The sequence below is a fragment of the Cryobacterium zongtaii genome (genome assembly GCF_002909375.1).
In the GTDB taxonomy this organism is placed as follows: domain Bacteria; phylum Actinomycetota; class Actinomycetes; order Actinomycetales; family Microbacteriaceae; genus Cryobacterium; species Cryobacterium zongtaii.
On sequence record NZ_PPXD01000005.1, the window covers coordinates 70,445 to 88,661 of the forward strand.

At 70.1% G+C, this 18,217-nt stretch carries 13 protein-coding genes; 5 read left to right on the forward strand and 8 right to left on the reverse strand.

The window, feature by feature from the left end:
* Window positions 1–219: 219 nt before the first annotated feature.
* The 5 genes from C3B61_RS02605 to C3B61_RS02625 form a co-directional block, all read right to left on the reverse strand.
* Window positions 220–1,248, reverse strand: coding sequence for an iron-sulfur cluster-binding protein (locus C3B61_RS02605; protein WP_103459445.1), 1,029 nt, complete (start codon window positions 1,246–1,248; stop codon window positions 220–222).
* A complete protein-coding gene (locus C3B61_RS02610; RefSeq protein WP_103459446.1) occupies window positions 1,248–2,333 on the reverse strand; it encodes a dihydroorotate dehydrogenase in 1,086 nt (361 codons plus the stop codon). The genes C3B61_RS02605 and C3B61_RS02610 overlap by 1 nt, the downstream gene beginning before the upstream one ends.
* A 362-nt stretch (window positions 2,334–2,695) precedes the next feature.
* Window positions 2,696–3,337 (reverse strand): FMN reductase, encoded by a 642-nt coding sequence (locus C3B61_RS02615; protein ID WP_088455698.1) that lies wholly within the window; start codon window positions 3,335–3,337, stop codon window positions 2,696–2,698.
* Complete coding sequence (locus C3B61_RS02620; protein ID WP_103459447.1) at window positions 3,334–4,536, reverse strand: LLM class flavin-dependent oxidoreductase; 1,203 nt, start codon at window positions 4,534–4,536, stop codon at window positions 3,334–3,336. The genes C3B61_RS02615 and C3B61_RS02620 overlap by 4 nt, the downstream gene beginning before the upstream one ends.
* Window positions 4,537–4,655: 119 nt before the next feature.
* The gene (locus C3B61_RS02625) at window positions 4,656–5,807 is read right to left on the reverse strand and encodes an ROK family transcriptional regulator (protein ID WP_103459448.1); all 1,152 of its coding nucleotides are present in this window, start codon (window positions 5,805–5,807) and stop codon (window positions 4,656–4,658) included.
* Window positions 5,808–6,040: 233 nt separating this feature from the next.
* On the opposite strand from C3B61_RS02625, the gene C3B61_RS02630 reads away from it, so the two are divergent.
* On the forward strand, window positions 6,041–7,750 hold the full coding sequence (locus tag C3B61_RS02630; RefSeq protein WP_103459642.1) for a glycoside hydrolase family 13 protein: 1,710 nt from the start codon (window positions 6,041–6,043) through the stop codon (window positions 7,748–7,750).
* Between the two features lie 86 nt (window positions 7,751–7,836).
* On the opposite strand, the gene C3B61_RS02635 is transcribed toward C3B61_RS02630, so the two are convergent.
* Window positions 7,837–9,375, reverse strand: a complete 1,539-nt coding sequence (locus C3B61_RS02635) for an amino acid permease (protein ID WP_088455695.1) — start codon at window positions 9,373–9,375, stop codon at window positions 7,837–7,839.
* A 257-nt stretch (window positions 9,376–9,632) separates the two neighbouring features.
* Here C3B61_RS02635 and C3B61_RS02640 point away from each other — a divergent pair, with 257 nt between their 5' ends.
* Entirely contained in the window at window positions 9,633–10,187 is a 555-nt protein-coding gene (locus tag C3B61_RS02640; RefSeq protein WP_103459643.1) for a type 1 glutamine amidotransferase domain-containing protein, read from the forward strand.
* 16 nt (window positions 10,188–10,203) lie between these two features.
* Here the strand turns inward: C3B61_RS02640 and C3B61_RS02645 are convergent, their stop codons facing one another.
* Entirely contained in the window at window positions 10,204–11,019 is an 816-nt protein-coding gene (locus tag C3B61_RS02645; protein WP_103459449.1) for a fructosamine kinase family protein, read from the reverse strand.
* Window positions 11,020–11,116: 97 nt separating this feature from the next.
* Here C3B61_RS02645 and C3B61_RS02650 point away from each other — a divergent pair, with 97 nt between their 5' ends.
* Window positions 11,117–11,440 carry a hypothetical protein gene (locus C3B61_RS02650; protein ID WP_103459450.1) on the forward strand — a complete coding sequence of 108 codons (324 nt, stop codon included), beginning with the start codon at window positions 11,117–11,119 and terminating at the stop codon, window positions 11,438–11,440.
* Complete coding sequence (locus tag C3B61_RS02655) at window positions 11,437–12,069, forward strand: hypothetical protein (RefSeq protein WP_088455692.1); 633 nt, start codon at window positions 11,437–11,439, stop codon at window positions 12,067–12,069. The genes C3B61_RS02650 and C3B61_RS02655 overlap by 4 nt, the downstream gene beginning before the upstream one ends.
* A gap of 107 nt (window positions 12,070–12,176) precedes the next feature.
* On the opposite strand, the gene rpsO is transcribed toward C3B61_RS02655, so the two are convergent.
* A complete protein-coding gene (gene rpsO / locus C3B61_RS02660) occupies window positions 12,177–12,446 on the reverse strand; it encodes a 30S ribosomal protein S15 (RefSeq protein WP_088455691.1) in 270 nt (89 codons plus the stop codon).
* 285 nt (window positions 12,447–12,731) lie between these two features.
* Between rpsO and C3B61_RS02665 the strand changes: the two genes are divergently transcribed.
* A complete protein-coding gene (locus C3B61_RS02665; RefSeq protein WP_103459451.1) occupies window positions 12,732–18,203 on the forward strand; it encodes a DUF4011 domain-containing protein in 5,472 nt (1,823 codons plus the stop codon).
* Window positions 18,204–18,217: the final 14 nt, after the last annotated feature.

An 18,217-nucleotide genomic window follows, 5' to 3' on the forward strand; every position in this document is an offset into this window, starting at 1 on the left:
TGGCGCGCGAGTGGGACATCGGAGCAGGAACAGGCAGGACAAGCTGCCGAACATGTGTTGGGCGCTGACCTTGCTGGCCACCAGTAGAAATTCACCAACACGCTCTGTCTCGAGCTGAGCGTTGGGAAACCACCACCGAGGACCAGCGTCCTGCCAGTCTGCTCCGGGTATAACCGATGGATCCGAAGATCCACCTGAACAAGCGTAGCAGAGCGGGGGTTAAACGACAGGGATGCGGGCGTCGAAGACCGGCCCGTCGGCGCAGACCAGCGGCCCCTCGACGCTCGGGTCGGTGCGTACCGGGCCGGCACAGCCGTGGCAGTAGCCGAGCCCGCACGCCATGTGGGCCTCGAGCGAGGCCTGCACGGGTACCCCCCAGTGCGCGCCGAGTTCCGCGGCGAGCCTGGCGAGGACGCCGGCGCCGCAGACCATGATCACGTCGGGCGCGGTGCGCTCGGGGGTGGCACCGTCGAAGCGTGCGCGGAGGCTGTTCTGCAGTGTGAGCAGGTCGCTGGAGCCGTCGTCGTCGGTGGCCTCGATGATGCGGACGCCCAGCTCGGCGCAGTCGGCGCGGCCGAGCAGCTGCTCGGCGCTGCGTCCGCTGAGCACCATGGTGGTGCGGATGCCCGTTGTGCGGGCGTCCTCCGCGGCGCCCATCACGCCGCAGATGCCCACGCCCCGGCCGATCAGCAAGGCGGAGCGGGTGCCGCTGTCGAATTCGAAGCCGCGACCGAGCGGACCGGTGATCTGCAGGGTGCCGCCGACGGGAACGGCGGCCAGAGCGCGGGTGCCGCGGCCCACGACGCCGTAGATCATTTCCACGGTGCCGGGCCGGTCGGCGGTCGCCGGTCGGCGGCGATGGATGGCCATGGGGCGGGGCAGCAGAATCGTGTCGCCGGCGTGCGGCGGCACCGTGATCATGAGGAACTGTCCGGCCAGCGCGGTGTGGGCGATGGTGCTGCTGGCCACGACAAGGCGGCGGTAGCGCTCCCCCACCGGCTCGTGCACGAGCACCTCGGCGTCGTCCCAGACCGGTTGTGGGCGCGGCACGGTCTGGCGCGGCCGCACCGAGACCAGGCCGTCGAGCGCCTCGGCATCCGCCTCGGCGAACGCCCGCGCCCGTGCTGCCGCCTCGCGGCTCTGGCGGTACGCCTCCCGCCGGTCGAGCTCGTCGACGCCGTGCTGAGCCTGTCGAAGTAGACCTGGCGACGGGGCGCCTTCCGAGGCCAGGCTCGCGTCAGCGCTCATCAGGACACCTCCAACTCGAGCAACTCGCGAATACTGCCGACCCCGGCGTCCTGACACCGCTGCCGCAACCCCCGCGCCACCTCCACCGCCGCGAACGGCCGGGCGAAGCTGGCGGTGCCCACCTGCACGGCGCTGGCTCCCACCGAGAAGTAGTCCAGGGCGTCGTCAACGGTCTGCACTCCACCGCAGGCGATCACCGGGATCTGCACCGCCCGGGAGGCCAGCCAGACCAGCCGCAGCACGATCGGTTTGATCGACGGCCCGGACAATCCGCCGATGACGTTGCCGAGAATCGGACGGCGGGTGAGGGCATCCAGCGGCATCGCCGGAATGGAGTTGGCCACGCAGACGGCGTCGGCGCCGGCCTCCTCGGCGGCGCGGGCACAGTCGGCGATCGAGGCCACCAGCACCGGCAGCTTCACGATGATCGGCTTGACGGTGACGAGGCGCACGGCGGCGACCACCTCGCGGATGGCCGCCGGATCCGAGCCGATGTCGGTGCCGTCCCGGTCGAGGTTGGGGCACGACACATTCAGTTCGAAGGCGGCGCCGTTCTCGCCCAGGGCCGCGACGACCGGGGCGTACTCGCTCGGCCGGTGGCCTCCGACGCTGATGATGGTGGGCACGTCGAGGGCCGCGTAGCGCGGATGAAGTGAGGCCAGGTAGCCGGCCGGGCCATGGCTGGGGATGCCGACACTGTTGACCATGCCCGCGGGAATCTCGGTGAGCCTGTGCACGGGGTTGCCGCCGCGGGCCGAGCCGAAGACGGTCTTGGTGACGGTGGCGCCGAGTTCGGTGACCGGGATGAGCGCGCCCAGTTCCGGGCCGAAGCAGCCGGAGGCCGGCATCACCGGGGTGCGCAGCGTGAGGCTGCCGATCCGAACGGAGAGGTCCACGGCCGGGGTTCCCGGCATGGCTGCTTCAACGGGAAGGGCGTTCGCGGTCGTCCTATATGCGGGTGCGGCGGCGAAGAACACGGCGCGGGCATCCGGGAACGCGGCGCGGGCATCCGGGAACGCGGCGCGGGCATCCGGGGACGCGGCACGGGCATCCGGGGACGCGGTGTCTGCACGTACGGCGACCATGGGACGACCTGTCTGCGCGGTTGTCACGGCTTCCGTCTCGCGGAAGCACTCTCTCCGGCGCACCGTGTTCCAGTCTGACCCCCTCGGCACAGGCCTTGTCAGAGCAGAAGGTCCCGGCGCTCTCGCCGCGCACTGTCGCGCTTGCGGCGCAGGTTACTTCTCGCGGCGGCCCGCCTTCGCCGCCGCGGCCCGCCTTCGCCCCGGCGGCCAGGGTTCCTACACTGGCCGTGAAGCAGTACACGTGCCGCGAAGCAGAGCATGTGCCGCGGCAGCCCGTCCGGACGGACGGACGACACGCCGCAGCGGCCCCGGGGCCGCCTCGAGTGAGACGACCGCGGGACCGCGGGTGGTGGCGAAAACTGCTAGCGCGGAGGGAACATCCCGGCGGGGTTGAAGTCCGCGGGCAACTCGAAGGGGTCGCGCACCCGGCTGGACCGGTCGGATCGGGCGACGAGAGCCGACAGCTCCCCCGCCGCGCGTTCGATCCGGGCCGGCAGGGTCTGCACCCGACTGTCGACGCGGCCGCCGTCACCGCTGCCCCAGTCCTCCGACGCGGCGAACACCGAGGTGGGCACCACCACGGAGTGCAGGTAGGTGAACATCGGCCGCAGCGCGTAGTCGAGCGCCAGCGAATGCCGCGGCGTTCCCGCGGTCGCGCCGATCAGCACCGGCTGGTCGGTGAGGGAGCGGTTGTCGATCACGTCGAAGAAACTCTTGAACAGTCCGCTGTAGCTGGTGGTGAAGATCGGGGTGACGGCGATCAGGCCGTCGGCCGCAGTGACGGCCTCGATCATCTCTTCCAGGCGCGGGTTGGCGAACCCGGTGAGCATGTTGTTCATGATGTCCTGCGCGTAGTCACGCAGTTCGTAGGTCAGCACCGTGGTGCTCACGCCCTCGTCGGCCAGCCGCGTCACGGTGGCCGTGGCGAGCTTGTCGGCGAGCAGCCGGGTGGACGACGGCTGGCTGAGCCCGGCGGAGATGACCGCCAGGGTGCGCTCGGTCATCGCTGCGCTCCCGTCGTGCCGGCGCCGGCCAAGCCGAAGGCGGCACCGGTCGCCCGGCGGTGCGGAGCGATGGCGGCGGAGGTGTCGAGGTCATTGCGCCCGGCGGATGCTGCGGCAACCGGCGCCCGGGAGGCGGCGAACACCAGGGATTCGTGGGTGGGGCCATCCGGCACGTCGGCCGGGCGGTTCTTGGCGAACTCCTTGCGGAGCACGGGCACAACCTCCTCGCCGAGCAGGTCGAGCTGCTCGAGCACGGTCTTCAGCGGCAGGCCGGCGTGGTCCATCAGCCAGAGCTGGCGCTGGTAGTCGCCGACGTAGTCGCGGAAACCGAGGGTGCGGTCGATGACCTCCTGTGGGCTGCCGACGGTGAGCGGGGTCTGCGAGGTGAACTCCTCCATGCTCGGGCCGTTGCCGTAGACCGGGGCGTTGTCGAAGTACGGCCGGAACTGACGCTTGGCATCCTGTGAGTTCTTGCTCATGAACACCTGGCCGCCGAGCCCAACCATTGCCTGCGCGGCGGTGCCGTGGCCGTAGTGCTCGAACCGGTTGCGGTAGTACTTGACCATCTTCGCGGTGTGCGAGGCCGGCCAGAAGATGTGGTTCGAGAAAAAACCGTCGCCGTAGTACGCGGCCTGCTCGGCGATCTCGGGGCTGCGGATGCTGCCGTGCCAGACGAACGGCGCCACACCGTCGAGCGGGCGCGGGGTGGACTGGAAGCCCTGCAGCGGGGTGCGGAACTGTCCCTCCCAGTCGACGAAATCCTCACGCCAGAGCCGGCGCAGCAGAGCGTAGTTCTCCAGCGCCAGCGGGATGCCCTGGCGGATGTCCTGGCCGAACCAGGGGTAGACCGGGCCGGTGTTGCCGCGGCCCAGGGTGAGGTCCACCCGGCCGTCGGCGATGTGCTGGAGCATCGCGAAGTCCTCGGCGATTTTCACCGGGTCACTGGTGGTGATCAGTGTGGTGGCGGTGGAGAGGATGATGCGCTCGGTTTTGGCCGCGATGTAGCCGAGCATCGTGGTCGGCGACGAGGGTACGAACGGCGGGTTGTGGTGCTCGCCGGTGGCGAAGACGTCCAGCCCCACCTCTTCGACCTTCTGCGCGATGGTGAGCATGGCCTTGATGCGGGCGTGCTCCGTCGGCGTCTGACCCGTGGTGGGATCGGTGGTCAGGTCCCCGACCGTGAAGATTCCGAACTGCATTTCCAGCCTCCAAAACTCAATGCGTCTGCATGTATATAGGTGTCAACGGCGGATGGCCCGATCCTATTCCCGACCCGGCGTCGCGCGTGGAGGAAGGGCTGTCCTGACGGCCCGTCGGGTCAGTCCGCCACGGCGAACCTGGTCAGGGTGTGCTGGATCGCGACGGCCGCCGCTCCCCTGGCCCAGGAGGACGTGCCGCTGTCGTCGACGGTGATCTGCAGCGGCGTCGCCTCGGCATCGCGGTCCCCGTGGGCCGCCGCCACGATCTCGTCCGCCACCACCTTCCACAGTCCGATGCCCTCGCCGGAGAGCACGACGGTGTCGACCATCGCGATGTTGGCGATCAGGGCCACCAGGCGGCCGAGGGCGCGTCCCGAGGCCTGGACGACGGACAGTGCGGCGGGCACTCCCGCCGCGGCCAGCGCGAGCGCCTCGTCGTACTCCACCGCCCGGCCCAGGGTGTCGCTCACCTGCGCCCGGATGCTGCCCTGGGTGAGCATGGCGTCCGAGCAGCCCCGGTGTCCGCTGCCGCAGAGCGGCCCGTTCGCATCCAACGGCACGTGTCCGCCGAGGCCGAGGCCGGAGTCCCGGGTGCTGATCACCCGGTCGTCGACCACGAGCCCGTAACCCACGCCGAGGCCGATCGTGAGCACGGCGAAGCTGGCGGTGCCCCGGCCCGCACCGAACCACTGTTCGGCGGCGGCCAGCCCCACCACGTCATTCTCGACCAGCACCGGGATGCCGAGGCCGGCTTCCAGCGCGGAGGCCAGGTCCACGTCACGCCAGGCCAGGAACGGCGCCCGGGCGACGACCCGGGAGCCGATGACCTGGCCGCCGACAGTCACCCCGAGTGCCGTGATCGGCGCACCGTTGGCGAGTTCGAGCACCAGAGAGCGCAGCTGCCGCACCACCCCGGCCACGTCAGTGCCGTCGAGCCGGCGGTGGGCCGAGGAGAGCTCGTTCACGCGCAGGTCGGTGAGCACGCCGAAGGCGCTGTCGCCGGTGAGCTTGACCCCGACGTAGCGGCGACCCTCCAGGCGCACATCCAGCGGCTTGGTGGGGCGGCCGACCCCGCTGATCAGGGTGTCGCTGACCTCCACAAGCAGGCCGCTGTCGAACAACGGCTTACTCAGCCGGGTGAGACTCGCCGGGGACAGTCCGAGGCGGCGCCCCAGGTCGCTGCGCGAGATCGGGCCGTGCATGAGAACGGCACGCGCGAGGCCCATCGAGGAGTCACCGATCGATGGCGCGGCCCCGGTACTGCCGTACATCGCGGTCGCCCTTTCCTGGCCCCCGAATCGGGTTGGCTCTCATCTTGACATAGCCGCCCCGCCGGCGCACCGACTGGCGCACCACCCCACGGCACCCCCGCAGTGGTGCCGCCCGAACACCGGACGCTACATTGGACGGACGACTTTTTTCTGCAGCTAAACCAATTCGCGTGACACCGGATCGCCCGCGCTCGCCCGCGCCGGCCCCGGCCAGGGAGGACCCCGTGACCAATCTGCACAGCCGCTCCGCCGGCACCGACCCCGCCGACACCCAGGACGGCCCGCACACCGCGGCGCCGTGGTGGACCACGGCCGTGGTTTACCAGGTCTATCCGCGCAGCTTCGCGGACTCCAACGGCGACGGCGTCGGCGACCTCGGCGGGGTGCGCGGCAAGCTCGGTTACCTCGCCGAGCTCGGCGTGGACGCGATCTGGCTCTCGCCGGTCTACCCGTCCCCGCAGCACGACAACGGCTACGACATCCGCGACTACCAGGACATCGACCCGGTGTTCGGCAGTCTGGCCGAGTTCGACCTGCTGCTGGCCGAGGCCCATGAGCTCGGCATCAAGATCGTGATGGACCTGGTGGTCAACCACACCAGCGACGAGCATCCGTGGTTCGTCGAATCGCGGTCGTCGATCGACAACCCCAAGCGCGACTGGTACTGGTGGCGCCAGCCCGGCGCGGCCGGCGCCGAGCCGAACGGCTGGGGCAGCGCTTTCAGCGGCCCGGCCTGGACCCTGGATGAGACCACCGGTGAGTACTACCTGCACCTGTTCGCCACGCAGCAGCCCGACCTCAACTGGGAGAACCCCGAGGTGCGCCAGGCGGTCTACTCGATGATGAACTGGTGGCTGGACCGCGGCGTGGACGGGTTCCGGATGGACGTGATCAACTTCATTGCCAAGCAGGTGGAGCTGGTGAGCGGGCCGGCCGCGGCGACCGGGGGTGGTTCGCCGATGGGCGCGCAGATCCACGAGTACCTGCAGGAGATGCACCGGGCGGTGTTCGCCGGCCGCACCGGAGAGCACCTGACCGTGGGCGAGATGCCCGGTGTGAGCATTCAGGATGCCGTGCTGTTCACGGATGCGGCCCGCGCCGAGGTCGACATGATCTTCCAGTTCGAGCATGTCTCGCTCGACCAGGGCACGCACAAGTTCGACCCGCTGCCGCGCAGCCTGGTGCCGCTGAAGCAGAGCCTGGCCCGCTGGCAGGTCGGCCTGGCGGAGACCGGCTGGAACAGCCTCTACCTGAACAACCACGACCAGCCGCGGCTGGTGTCGCGATTCGGCAACGACACCGAGTTCCGGTACGAGTCGGCCACCCTGTGGGCGCTGGTGCTGCACCTGCACCGCGGCACGCCCTACATCTACCAGGGCGAAGAGATCGGCATGACGAACGTGACGTTCGACACCATCGACCACTACCGGGACATCGAGTCACTCAACCACTACCGGGAGGCCGTGGAGCAGTTCGACCAGTCGCCGGCGAGTGTGCTGGCCGGGGTGCACGCCATGGGGCGGGACAACGCGCGCACACCGATGCAGTGGGACGACTCGGCCCACGCCGGGTTCAGCACCGAAACGCCGTGGCTCGCGGCCAACCCGAATTTTCCGCGCATCAACGTGGCGACCGACCGGGCAGCCGCGCGCAGCGTGTTCGCGTTCTACCAGCGGCTGATCCAGCTGCGGCACACCGATCCGGTGGTGGCGCTCGGAGCGTTCGAGCTGATCGAACCCGACCACGAGCAGCTGTACGCGTTCACCCGCATCCTGAACGGCGTGACGTTGCTGGTGCTGGCGAACGTGTCGGATGCGCCGCTGACGGTGCAGGGCGAATGGCTGCCGGATGACATCTCCGGTGCCGAGCTGCTGCTGGGCAACTATCCCGGTGACGGTTCCGCGGCGCTCCTGCCGTGGGAGGCCCGCCTGTATCGGCTCTAGCGGCATCCGCTCGCTTCTAGTGCCGAAGGGGACTTCTGCGTCCGGCGTACCGGACGCAGAAGTCCCCTTGGTGAACAGTTGCGCGGCTACTTGCCCTTGAGCGAGCGCTCCTCGCGTTCGATCTCCTCGCGGCGGGTCGCGTCGACGATGAGCTTGGCGTTGATGCCCACCAGGGAGTGGCGGCGACCGTAGGCGAAGTAGACGACGAAGCCGAGGGCCAGCCAAACCGCGAAACGCGCCCAGGTGAGGGTGGTGAGGTTCAGCATCAGCCAGAAGCAGAGCACTGCCGAGAGGATCGGCAGGAACGGCGACAGCGGCACCTTGAACGAGCGCTTGAGGTCGGGCCGCTTCTTGCGCAGCACCACGACGGCGATGCTCACGAGCACGAACGCCGACAGGGTGCCGATGTTGATCATCTCTTCGAGCACACCCACGTCGGTGAGTCCGGCGATCAGCGCGACCGCCGCGCCGGTGATGATCTGGATGCGCACCGGCGTGCGGCGCTTTTCCGAGGTGACGCTGAGCCAACGCGGCAGCAGGCCGTCGCGGCTCATGGCGAACAGCACCCGCGAGAGCCCGAGCAGCAGCACCATGATCACCGTGGTGAGGCCGGCCAGGATGCCGATGGAGATGACCTGGGCGGCCCAGCCGGCGCCCACGGCGATGAAGGCGGTGGCCAGCGACGCGTTGGGGTCATCGGCGAGCACGGTGTACGGCACCATGCCGGTGAGTACGAGGCTGACACCGACATAGAGCACGGTGACGATGGCCAGGCCGGCGAAGATGCCGCGCGGCAGGGTCTTCTGCGGGTTCTTGACCTCTTCGGCGCTGGTGGCAACCACGTCAAAGCCGATGAAGGCGAAGAACACCAGGGAGGCGCCGGCGAGCAGGCCGAAGATGCCGTACTGCGCCGGGGCGGCGCCGGTCATGAACGAGAACAGCGACTGGGTCCAGACGTCGCTGCCGACGCCATCCGTGGTGGGCACCGACTCGGGGATGAACGGCGAGTAGTTGGCCGGGTTGATGAAGAACGCGCCGACGACGATGACGAAGAGCACGATCGCCACCTTGATGATGGTGAACACGCTGGCGACGCGGGCGGAGAGCTGGGTGCCCAGCACCAACAGAGTGGTGAAGACGGCAACGATCACGAACGCGCCCCAGCTCACGTCGAGCCCGATCACGTTGATGGTGGCGGGGATGTCCCAGTTCCAGAGGGCGAAGACGTTACTGAGGTAGATGCCCCAGTACTTGGCGATCACTGCCGCGGCGGTGAGCATCTCCAGGATCAGGTCCCAGCCGATGATCCAGGCCAACAACTCGCCCAGGGTGGCGTAGGTGAAGGTGTACGCGGAGCCGGCCACGGGCACGGCGGAGGCGAACTCGGCGTAACACATGATCGCGAGGGCGCAGGTGACGGCGGCGAGCACGAAGGCGAGCGTCACGGATGGTCCGGCGTAGCTGCCGGCGGCCTTGGCACCGACCGAGAAGATACCGGCGCCGACGGCGACCGCGACTCCCATGATCATCAGGTCCCAGGTGCCGAGGGTGCGTTTAAGGCTGTGCCCCTTTTCCAGGGAATCCTCGATCGATGACTCGATGCTCTTCGTGCGCCAGAGACTCATGGGGGTGTCCATTCCGTGTAAAGCTCAAGTTTAGGGCGACACGTCCACCAGTGGCAGACCAAAAGTCCCAACCCGGCGCTGCAGAGCCCTGCCGGCCGGGCCGGGCCCGGCAAGCGATACCGATTCGGGTGCCGGTGCAACCTCAATGTTTCGTGAGTTTCCCTGCAGGCGCGCCGGCTCGTGGCTACCGTGGAATGGTCGTCCGGTTCACCCGGCCGGCGAACACGATCGTGAACACCGATGACAGGGAGAGAACCATGACGACCACCGAGCTTTCCGGCAAGCGCATCGCTTTTCTACTCACCGATGGCTACGAAGACAGCGAACTGTCCAGCCCCTGGCAGGCCGTGACGGATGCCGGCGCCACCGCCGTGCTGGTATCCCCCGCCACCGAAAGCGTCACGGGCAAGAAGGGCCACTCGCAGTACGTCGACCTGGCCGTCGCCGAGGCCAACGCCGACGACTTCGACGCTCTCGTGCTGCCCGGCGGCGTCGTCAATGCCGATCACCTGCGCATGGACGAGGACGCGGTCTCCTTCACCCGGGACTTCTTCGCCGCGCACAAGCCGGTGTCGGCGATCTGCCACGCCGCCTGGATCCTGATCGAGGCCGGCGTGGTGGAGGGGCGCACGCTCACCTCGTATCCGAGCCTGAAGACCGACCTGCAGAACGCCGGGGCCACCTGGGTCGATGAGGAAGTGGTGGTGGACCAGGGCCTGGTCTCCAGCCGCACCCCCGCCGACCTGCCGGCGTTCAACGCCAAGGTGATCGAAGAGGCGCGCGAAGGCACCCACGCGGGGCAGACGCTGTAGCCCTCACCCCGGCCGGTCACTCCGCGGGCGGGTGGGCGGCGGGTAGCTCGAGCACGGCTTCGGCGGCCTGCTCGAGTGCCCGGCCGTACGCCGCGCCGTGTCCGGCCGCGTGCACGGCCAGCGGATGCAGCTGGTGCAGCGGCGTACGCGCCCGCCAGCCCGGCACCAGCCGCGATGCCGACTCGTAGCCCGCGGTGATCTCCTCGAGGTACGGGCAGCCGAACAGGGCGAGCATCGCCAGGTCGGTTTCGCGGTGGCCGCCGTGCGCGGCCGGGTCGATCAGCACGACCCCGTCGGCGGACCACAACACGTTGCCGGTCCACAGGTCGCCGTGTATCCGGGCCGGCGGGGCGCCGTCATCGAAGTCGCCGGCCTCGATGCGCGCGCAGGCCGCGTGCACGGCCTCGGCCTGCCGGGCCGTGATCCCGCCCACGTCGACGGCGATATCCAGGTACGGCAGCACCCGGTAGCGGGCGTAGAACACTCCCCAGTCGCTCTCGTAAGCGCTGGGGAGGCTCCGATTACCGATGAACAACGGGCCGCTCCAGTTGTCGGGTGGGGCACCGAACGCCGCGGCGCCGGCCGAGTGGGTCACCGACAGCTCCGCGCCGAACGCTCGCGCGGCCGACCGGCTGGGTGGCACCTCGTCGATGGTCTCCAGCACGATGTGCCCGGGCTCGAGGTCGAGCACCTGGGCGGTGCGCACTCCCCCGGGTATCGCCAGCCAAGCCAGGCCGGCGGCCTCGGCCTCGAAGAAGCCGGAGGGGGCACCGTGGTGCCGCTTGTCGAAGCCCCGCGGGTCGCCGCCGGGTGAGCTGACGAAGTCATTCATCCCTCCACTCTTACCGCTTGCCCCGTCCGGCGCTACGGGGAGACCGGTGCGTCAAGGAATGCTTGACAGAACTTCGCTGTCAATGCATCCTTGACACATGAACACAAAGAGTTCCCTTTCCCGCCCGCGCTGGTATGCCGCGGCCGTGGTCGGCGGAGTGGTGGCGATCGCCGCACTCTCCACCGCGGCCATCCTCGTCGACCACGACCCGGCCGACTCCGTCTTGGGCTTCCTCACCGGAATGCTCAGCGTTCTGCTGGTCACCGTCATCCTGTGGACCGAGATCGGCCGCCAGAGGGTGGCCAGGCTGCGCGACACCGTGGCACTCGACAACCTGGAACCGCTGCGCGACGCGACCGACGCCGAAAGTGCGGGACAGCGGCTTGGCCAACGTCGTGACCAGCGGACGGACGAGCGATGACGGCGCCGACACCCGAACATTCACCGACGTCGCTGACGGCCGCAGAGGCCGCCGCGGTGCGCGACGCGGTCGCCGAAGCGGTGCTCGGCAGCCCGACCGGTCTCCGCGCCGACCTCGAGAGCGACCCGGATGCGTACCTCCGTCTGGTCGGTGCCAGCCGCACCGCCGCGGAGGAAACCAGCCGATTGCTGCGGGACTCGATCAACGGCGCGCGGGCCGCCGGGCACAGCTGGGACGCCCTGGGCCGGGTGCTCGGGGTAAGCCGGCAGGCCGCCCAGCAGCGATTCTCCTCGGCGAGCCAAACAGGCTCCGCCGGCCCGGCCGCGGCCGCACACGACGGCGAGCCCGGGCATCCGCGCCGCAAGGTGCTCAGCCCGGTCACCGCGTTCGACGAGATGGCCATACTGGCGATCGAGGGCCGCCGCGGCTGGCACGTCGTGGATTACGGCACGCTCTACCACGTGCTGGAGGCCTCGGACCGGCAGTGGGAGCACCGCCGGCTGCTGTGGACACCGGGAAACGCGGCTAGACGACACCTCGAGGCCGAGGGCTGGCGTCTGGTGGGCGAGACGACGTTCCCGTGGGGTTATTACACCCGGGCACTGGACTCGGCGGCCGAGCCGGCCTGACAGCGGCGGCCTGACGGCATCCGGGGTACACAAAACGGGCCGCCACCTCAAGGGTGACGGCCCGTTTCGAAGAAGATCGCGTTATCAGCGAACCATTCGGCTACTACCTAGCGGCGCAGGCCGAGACGCTCGATGAGCGAGCGGTAGCGGCTGATGTCCACGTCGGACAGGTAGCCGAGCAGACGGCGACGCTGACCAACCAGGAGGAGCAGGCCACGACGCGAGTGGTGGTCGTGCTTGTGCTCTTTGAGGTGCTCCGTGAGGTCAAGAATGCGCTGCGTGAGCATTGCAATCTGGACTTCGGGGGAACCCGTGTCGCCCGGGTGGGTAGCGTACTTTTCGATGATCGCCTTCTTAGCATTAGCTTCGAGTGCCATAGATGGGATCCCCTTTCTCTCACTGCGCGGTGCTCGGGGCAGAATGCCTGAGCTCTCTTTATCCGCGGCCGTTGAACGGCAACCTCAAGATCTTAGCAGAGTTCGGCCACCCCGTTCGGATCGGGGTTCCCCTCCCCGGCGGGAGCGCGGGCGTGACACCGGACACACCGGTTCGTTCGGGCACGGGGTGCACCACGTCGGGCTCACACTCGCCGATGATTGAATGGTCCCCCGCACGGGGGCCGAGTAACACCAGCACCAACCCGTACGACACGAGGAGCACCCATGGATTCGACCGGCCCGGACTCGACCACCCTGGACTCAGCTGCACCAAACTCGACCGCACTGGACTCGACCGCACTGAATACGGGCCGCCCGGCCACGAACGGCGACATCACCATCTCGCTCACCGCGACGCCGGTGCTCAGCTATGCCCTGGCGCACAATCGCATCAACGTGGTCGGCCGGGTGGGCGTCGACAACCGCGGGCCCGCCGTGCGGGAGGCCGTGCTGCGGCTCGAGGTGTTCAGCGCCGGCGACACCCTCGGCACCGCCCGTGATCTGCTCGTGGACCTCGCCGCTGAGCGCACCTTGACCTTTACGGATGTCTCCCTGACCGTCGACCCCGCCGCGATGCTGCTCATCGAGGAGCAGCGCCCGGCCGAGATCCGGGCCAGCCTGCTCGTGGCCGGCGTCGTCGTCGCCGAGGCGGGCGAGCCCATCCAGCTGCTCGCCGCCCAGCAGTGGATCGCCCAGCCGGTGGACCTGGCGCTGGAGATGCTCTCGGCGCACGTGCTGCCCAACCACCCCGAGATAGCCACCCTGCTCGCCGAGGCCGCTGCCGCGCTCGAGGCCCGCACCGGGTCGGCGGCCATGCCCGGCTACCAGTCGGGCCCGGACAGGGTCGACCAGGTGGTCGAGGCGGTGTTCGTGGCCATGCGGGCCCGCACCATCCGCTACGCCACCCCGCCGGCCAGCTGGTCCGACGACGGCCAGAAGGTGCGCACGCCCGGCGAGGTGCTGGGCACCACGACCGGCGAGGGCACGTCGGGTGGCGTCGGCACCTGCCTCGACACCGTCGTGGTGATGGCCGCCGCCCTCGAGCAGGCCGGGTTGCATCCGCTGCTCTGGGTGGTCGCCGGGCACGCATTCCTCGGCTACTGGCGCGAAGAGGAGACCCTCGGCGCGCCCGCGCTCACCGACGTGGCCGAGGTGATCAACCTCATCGATCTCGACCTGATCCGGCTCGTGGAGACCACCCAGGTCACCGACCGTGACACCGGCACTCCGGTCACCTTCGCCCAGGCCCAGCGCTCGCCGTATCTGGACTGGCTCGCGGACCTGGCCACCGTGATCGGAGTGGTCGACGTGGTGCAGTCGCGGCGCACCCACATCCTGCCGCTGCCGGCGCGCACCGTGACCGGCGACGGCACCGTGGTCGTCACCGAATACCGGCCGGCCGGGGCCTCGCCCGGCGGGCCCGTCGCCGTCAATGAAACGGATGCGGCCGCGAAAGATGCGGCCGACGCGGCCACCGCAGCCGCCCCGTCCGGCCACTCCTCGAGCACGCCGCCGCGTATCTCGCAGTGGAAGAACGCCCTGCTCGACCTGAGCTTGCGCAACCGGCTGATCAACTTCACCGAACGCGGCGCCCTGGCCCTGACGGTGCCCGACCAGCACCTGGCCGGCGTCGAAGACCTCGTCACCGATGGTGCCGGGCTGACCCTGCTGCCCGCCGACCGGATGACGACGACCGACCGGGAGCGCGGCATCCGATTCGGCCGGGATCTGCCCGCCGACCAGCTCGCGGCCCTGCTCGCCGACAAAAAGGCCGTGTACGCCGACGTCACCGACGCCGCCTACGCCACCAAGCTGCGGGCGCTGGCCTACAAGGCCCGCACCGTGGTGCAGGAGACCGGCGCCAACAATCTCTACCTGGCCTTCGGCTCGCTGGTCTGGACCGCGAACGACCGGGAGCTCCGCAGCCCCCTGGTGCTCGTTCCGGTGGTGCTCGAACCGGCCGGCCGCGGGGGCGACTACCGGGTCCGGCTCGACGAGGCCGGGGCGTCCACGCCCAACTACTGCCTGCTCGAGAAGCTTCGGCAGCTGCACGGCCTCACGATCGACGGCCTGGCGACCCCGGCCGCCGACGCGACCGGAATCGACCTGGCCGCCGCGTTCCGCGCCACCCGCGAGGCGCTGCTGGCGGCCGGTTTGCCCTACCGGGTCGAGGAGACCCTCGACCTGTCGATCCTGCAGTTCGCCAAGTTCCGCCTCTGGAAGGACCTCGACGAGAACTGGCAAACCCTGGCCGAGAACTCCCTGGTGAGCCACCTCGTGCATACCCCCACCCAGCCGTTCGTCGACCCGGTGGCCCTGCCTGCGCCCGCCGACCTCGATGCTCTCGGCGCCGAGTGCCCGGTGCCCGGCGACTCGTCGCAGCTGGCCGCCGTGGCCGAGGCCATCGCCGAGCGCACCTTCGTGCTCGAGGGCCCACCCGGCACCGGCAAGTCGCAGACCATCACCAACCTCCTCACCCGCGCGGTCTATGAGGGAAAGAAGGTGCTGTTCGTCGCGGAAAAACGCGCGGCCCTGCAGGTGGTGCAGGCCCGGCTGAACGAGGTGGGCATGGGCCCGTTCGCGCTCGACCTGCACGACAAGGCCAGCAAGCCCGCCACGGTGCGAGCCCAAATCCGGCAGGCTCTCGAACACGAGGTGACGGTGGACGGCCAGGGGCTGAAGAACGACCTCGACGTGCTCGGCACCGCCCGGCGCAGCCTGGCCAGGTACACCGATAGGTTGCACGAACAGAACGGCGCCGGCCTGTCCTTCTACTCCGCCCGCACCGCACAGCTCACCGCCGACGTCGACGTGCGGGCCCTGCCCGTGCCGGCCGACCTGCCCGCGCGCATCACGGCCGACGAGCTCGACGAGCTGCGGCGGATGCTGCGGGATCTGCCCGATGTGACCGATCCGGCCCGGCCGCGGCCGCAGCATCCGTGGGCGTTCATCACCACGCCGCCCGCCGGCCCCCTCGACCTGGCGACCGTTGCCCGCGCCGCGCTGGAGCTCGACGAAGCCCTGGCCGTGCTCCCCCGCGCCGACGAGACGGCCGGCTCTGGCGCCGCGGCGAGCGTCGTGGCCGCCGCGGCGAGCCCTACCGAATTCGTCACGTTGAGCAGTCTCGCCGCCGCCGACCGGGTGCCGCTGGTCACCCTGGACGGCACCCGCTCCCCGGATTGGGCCACGGCCGCGGCCGCCGCCGAACAGGCCACCGGCACCTTTGTGCAGGCCGAACACCCGGCACTGACCGTGCTCGAACCCGGCGCACTGCGGCTGGACGCCGCGGCCCTGCACCGGGACGCGCAGGCGGCGGATGCCTCGAGCTTCTTCGGCCGTCGCGGCCGACGGAAGGCCGTGCTCGCGCGGCTGGCCGCGGAGATGCGGCCAGGGGCGAAGCTGCCCCTCGGCTCCCTCAGCACCGTCACCGGCCAGCTCGCCGACAGCCAGGCCCGGCTGCACGCCCTGCGCGGCCTGGTGCTGGCCGTGGATGGCGTGAGCATCGCGGATGATTGGAACCCCCTGGTCGGCTCCGCGCCGGTTGCTCCGGCGCAGACCGGGCAGACTACGCAGACCGGCCCGACCGGCCGCGACGAGCTCGCCGCCCGCCTGGCCTGGCTGCGCTGGGCCGGTGGTGTCGTCGCATCCGAGCACCGCGACCTCAGCGTTGACTTCGTGGCCGCCCTGCGCGGTTACCTCGACGCCAGCACCGAACCGGATGCCGCACTCGCCACCGCACTGAACCGTGCGCTTCTCGCCCTGCAGGCCGTGATGACGGCCACCGGCGCCGGACCGGCCGCCATGGCAGGCTGGGCCGCGGACGGCGGCCTCGTCGCCGTCTGGTCCCGCGGCCGCGAGGAACGGGACGCCCAGGCACCGGGACTGCCCACCCTCACCCGGTGGATCGCCCTGCTCGAGCACCTCGAACCGCTGGCCCGGCTCGGGCTCCCGGCCGCGCACACCGCTGTGCTCCGCGGCGAGGTCGACGCCGACGACGCCGGTCTGGCGTTCGAGAAGGGGCTCGCCACGGCATCCGTCGCCGAACGCGGCTCGGCCACCACCCTGGACCAGTTCGACGCCGCCGCCCAGAACCGTTCGATCACCCGCTTCACCACGTCATCCGGTGCGGTGCGCCGGCACCTGCCCACCTTCATCCCGTACAGCGTCTTGCGGCGGCGCACCATCGGCGCGACCCCGGACGCCGCCGGCGACTCCGGGAACCCGGGCACCGAGACGGCGGCCCGGCTCGGCCTGCTCAAACGGCAGCTGGACCGGCAGCGCGGCGGCATGGGAGTGCGTGAGCTCATGCACGAGTTCGGCGACCTGATCACCGACATCCTGCCGTGCATGCTGATGAGCCCGGAGTCGGTGGCCAGGTTCTTCCCCGCCCAGGCCGGCCTGTTCGACATCGTGGTCTTCGACGAGGCTTCCCAGGTGCGGGTGTCCGACGCCGTCGGCGCCATGGGGAGGGCCCGGTCGGTGGTCGTCGTGGGTGACAGCAAGCAGATGCCGCCCACCTCGTTCGCGGAGTCGACCATCGGCTCCGGCGAGGAGGACGGCGACACCCTCGAGTTCGTGCGCGACGAGGAGTCGATCCTGTCGGAGTGCGTGCAGGCGCAGGTACCCAGCAAGTGGCTGTCCTGGCACTATCGCAGCCAGGACGAGTCGCTGATCGCCTTCAGCAACCGCGCGTACTACCGTGACCGGTTGTCCTCGTTCCCGGCTCCGCACCACGGTGCGGGCACGGATGCCGGCTCCGGCTCCGCGGGCTACGGTGTGAGCCTCCGCCGGGTCGACGGTCAGTTCCTCCGCAGCGGTAAGGGCAAGTCGCTGCGCACCAACCCGGTCGAGGCCCAGGCCATCGTCGCCGAGATCCTGGCCAGGTTCGCCGCCGAGCCCGAAGAGACCCCGTCCATCGGCGTGATCACCTTCAACGTGCAGCAGCGGGCCCTCATCGAGGGCAGCCTCCGCGACAGCGGCGATGAGCGCATCGTGCACGCCCTCGACACCGACACCGACGGCCTGTTCGTCAAGAACCTGGAGAACGTGCAGGGTGACGAGCGCGACACCATCCTGTTCTCCACGGCGTTCAGCGCGGATGCCTCGGGCCGGCTGCCGCTGAACTTCGGTCCGCTCAACCTGCCCGGCGGCGAACGGCGCCTGAACGTGGCGATCACCCGGGCCCGGCGCCAGGTGATCGTGTTCAGCAGCTTCGCGCCCGCCGACCTGCGCGCCGAAGAAACCATCTCGGCCGGGGTGAAAGACCTGCGGGCCTACCTGGACCTGGCCGCCGGCGGCGCCGACGGGCTCGCCACTCCGCTGCGCCAGTCCGGGGCGTTGGACAGGCACCGGGAGGAGATCGCCGAGGCCCTGCGCGAGCGCGGCTTCGCGGTGCAGGCGGACGTGGGGCTGTCCGACTTCCGGGTGGACCTCAGTGTGGCCACGACCGGGGCGCCCGGGCATCCGGTGATGGCCGTGCTGCTCGATGGCCCCACCTGGGCCGCCCGCCGCACGGTCTCGGACCGGGACGGCCTGCCCGTCGAGGTGCTCTCCAGGCTGATGGGCTGGCCGGCCGTGGAGCGGGTGTGGTTGCCCGAGTGGCTGGGCGACCGCGACGCGGTGCTGGATCGTCTCGCCGAGAAACTCGACGCTCTCGACGCCGCCCGCCAGGCGCACGAGGCCGCCGCCCTGGCGTAGCCGAGCCCTGCCCT

Coding starts and splice junctions, on each gene's coding strand:
- C3B61_RS02655 (WP_088455692.1), top strand. CDS start 11,437: ATGACGGCGCCGACACCCGAACATTCACCGACGTCGCTGACGGCCGCA.
- C3B61_RS02615 (WP_088455698.1), bottom strand. CDS start 3,337: ATGACCGAGCGCACCCTGGCGGTCATCTCCGCCGGGCTCAGCCAGCCG.
- C3B61_RS02665 (WP_103459451.1), top strand. CDS start 12,732: ATGGATTCGACCGGCCCGGACTCGACCACCCTGGACTCAGCTGCACCA.
- C3B61_RS02645 (WP_103459449.1), bottom strand. CDS start 11,019: ATGAATGACTTCGTCAGCTCACCCGGCGGCGACCCGCGGGGCTTCGAC.
- C3B61_RS02605 (WP_103459445.1), bottom strand. CDS start 1,248: ATGAGCGCTGACGCGAGCCTGGCCTCGGAAGGCGCCCCGTCGCCAGGT.
- C3B61_RS02610 (WP_103459446.1), bottom strand. CDS start 2,333: ATGGTCGCCGTACGTGCAGACACCGCGTCCCCGGATGCCCGTGCCGCG.
- C3B61_RS02620 (WP_103459447.1), bottom strand. CDS start 4,536: ATGCAGTTCGGAATCTTCACGGTCGGGGACCTGACCACCGATCCCACC.
- C3B61_RS02640 (WP_103459643.1), top strand. CDS start 9,633: ATGACGACCACCGAGCTTTCCGGCAAGCGCATCGCTTTTCTACTCACC.
- C3B61_RS02635 (WP_088455695.1), bottom strand. CDS start 9,375: ATGAGTCTCTGGCGCACGAAGAGCATCGAGTCATCGATCGAGGATTCC.
- rpsO (WP_088455691.1), bottom strand. CDS start 12,446: ATGGCACTCGAAGCTAATGCTAAGAAGGCGATCATCGAAAAGTACGCT.
- C3B61_RS02625 (WP_103459448.1), bottom strand. CDS start 5,807: ATGTACGGCAGTACCGGGGCCGCGCCATCGATCGGTGACTCCTCGATG.
- C3B61_RS02650 (WP_103459450.1), top strand. CDS start 11,117: ATGAACACAAAGAGTTCCCTTTCCCGCCCGCGCTGGTATGCCGCGGCC.